Origin of the sequence: Bartonella sp. AP57NXGY (genome assembly GCF_042195805.1) — a bacterium.
GTDB lineage: Bacteria > Pseudomonadota > Alphaproteobacteria > Rhizobiales > Rhizobiaceae > Bartonella.
Window position 1 is genome coordinate 1 of record NZ_JBHIOZ010000225.1, and the last position, 1,856, is coordinate 1,856.

2 protein-coding genes are annotated in these 1,856 nt (G+C 30.1%); both read right to left on the bottom strand.

The window, feature by feature from the left end; all coding sequences use genetic code 11:
- Positions 1 to 1,279: 1,279 nt before the first annotated feature.
- Positions 1,280 to 1,603 (bottom strand): cupin domain-containing protein, encoded by a 324-nt coding sequence (locus ACFIL8_RS09715; protein ID WP_375612868.1) that lies wholly within the window; start codon positions 1,601 to 1,603, stop codon positions 1,280 to 1,282.
- The gene (locus ACFIL8_RS09720; RefSeq protein WP_375612869.1) at positions 1,596 to 1,814 is read right to left on the bottom strand and encodes a YqcI/YcgG family protein; all 219 of its coding nucleotides are present in this window, start codon (positions 1,812 to 1,814) and stop codon (positions 1,596 to 1,598) included. Before ACFIL8_RS09720 ends, ACFIL8_RS09715 begins: the two co-directional genes overlap by 8 nt.
- Positions 1,815 to 1,856 lie beyond the last annotated feature (42 nt).

Sequence of the window (1,856 nt, forward strand, 5' to 3'; positions counted from 1 at the left end):
CTTCACTGACTTCGACAATTATTTTCTCACCACTACAAGAACAAAAAATTATCTTTGAATTTGCTTACTTTTAGAAAGAAAAATGAGCAATACTTTTCCTTAACTAAAAGAAACACGCTCTATACCTTTTTCTTTATGATTATCAAAAAACTATCCCGTTACAATTAACCATCAATTATTAGAATAATATTCTGCGTTTAGCCTAATAAACTGTTATAATCAATGTTTTTCTCTGTTCTAAAAATCAGTGCTTTTCATTCTAGAGATACTCGTAATTGCTGTAAAATCTTTCCCAAATAACACGATCACCCTGAGAAGTTTTATACATACACACTACATTATACGGAATGCTATGTATTTTTTAACTTACTCAACTAACAAACATCTTTTAATGGACAAAATAAATCACGAAATTTCTGTGCTGTCACAATTCGAAAAACAATCATATATCTCCCTCCAATGATAGACGATGTCATTAGAAGAAAGCTTTAATGATATTGGTAGAATAAATTAACCAGAAAAAATTGCAGCGCTGATGGAATAAATTCTATTTTATACCTTGTAATTCTATCTAAATTTTAATCATTTTTGTTAAAGGTTCTTATGCGATTTTTTCTACATTCAGCATCATTTTACCACTTGTTGGCAACAAAAGATTAATAGCTAAATTCACCTATGTCATAATAGTTCTTTTTTGGGTAAAATAGGACATCTTCAATTTCGATATATAAATATTTTAATTCTTTAATATATTCTCTTCACATGCTTTAGATTAACAACACAACAAAACCCAAAATAAAAATATTTATTTTACTTAAGTTATTGAATATTATTTAAAAAGTATGGAAATAAAGTGATGCAAGAGTTAAAAATTATTTAAAAATTCAAATCCATCTACATTTTAGAGCCATCACGCATGGTAATAGCAGTTTTCATTAGGTATACTAAATATGCTTGATAACTTTTCTGCTTCATGCTTGTAGGGAATTTCAGATAGAGATAATACCAGAATCCATTCGTGAATGCTCGACAATAAAGCTGTAAACAAAATTATTTCCTTTTTGTTTAATCCGTTAAGCTTGATCCATTTTTTATTCCTAAAGAATAACGTTCTATTTTGTACTGTAAAATGCGGTTTCTGAAAAGTTTCTATGTTGGTTTGGGTAGAGGACGTAAACTTCATAGCCTTATTTTCCGCAGAATCTATGGGCGCATTATGGGAAGCAGGAGTAAAAGAATAAAATCCTGTATGAGAAAGAATCCATTAAAGAGCGTGCGGTTACCCATTTCTAATATCTCCAATAGTGAGATTTTCTGTAGCAATTGCATATATGCATCCTACATCTGCCGCAATTGATTTGTGCCTTGTATTGGCAGGTAGATGTATAATATCTCCTGGTGTACAGGTTATATGTTTTTCGCTATAGAAAAAATCTAACTCTCCCTCTATAATTAAGAGAGTTTCATCGACCTGGTGAATATGCCAATCGTGTATTTTTTTTGGAAAATCTCTTTGTATCTCTATTGATCCTTGCTCTGGAAGCATCATTTTGAATATATCATAGATATTTTTATTTAATTTAATTTTAGAAAATTTAGTCATTATCGTGCTCCATTATATGATATGGGCAAGGTGGGGATTCAATATTATTATCTTGCAGGAAGTATTGCGTCCATTCTCTATTTTGGGGTTCGCCATATTTTCCTAAAAAAGGAGATTTTGTTATAATATCAAAAGGTTCAAGTCTTTTTGTTACAGCGGAGAATGCATTTTTTGCTTTTTGTTCTGTAGAGAGAAGACTTAGAAAAAACACTTAAGTTGGAAAGTTAACATAAATATAGAACTTACTTAATTC

Coding starts and splice junctions, on each gene's coding strand:
- ACFIL8_RS09715 (WP_375612868.1), bottom strand. CDS start 1,603: ATGACTAAATTTTCTAAAATTAAATTAAATAAAAATATCTATGATATA.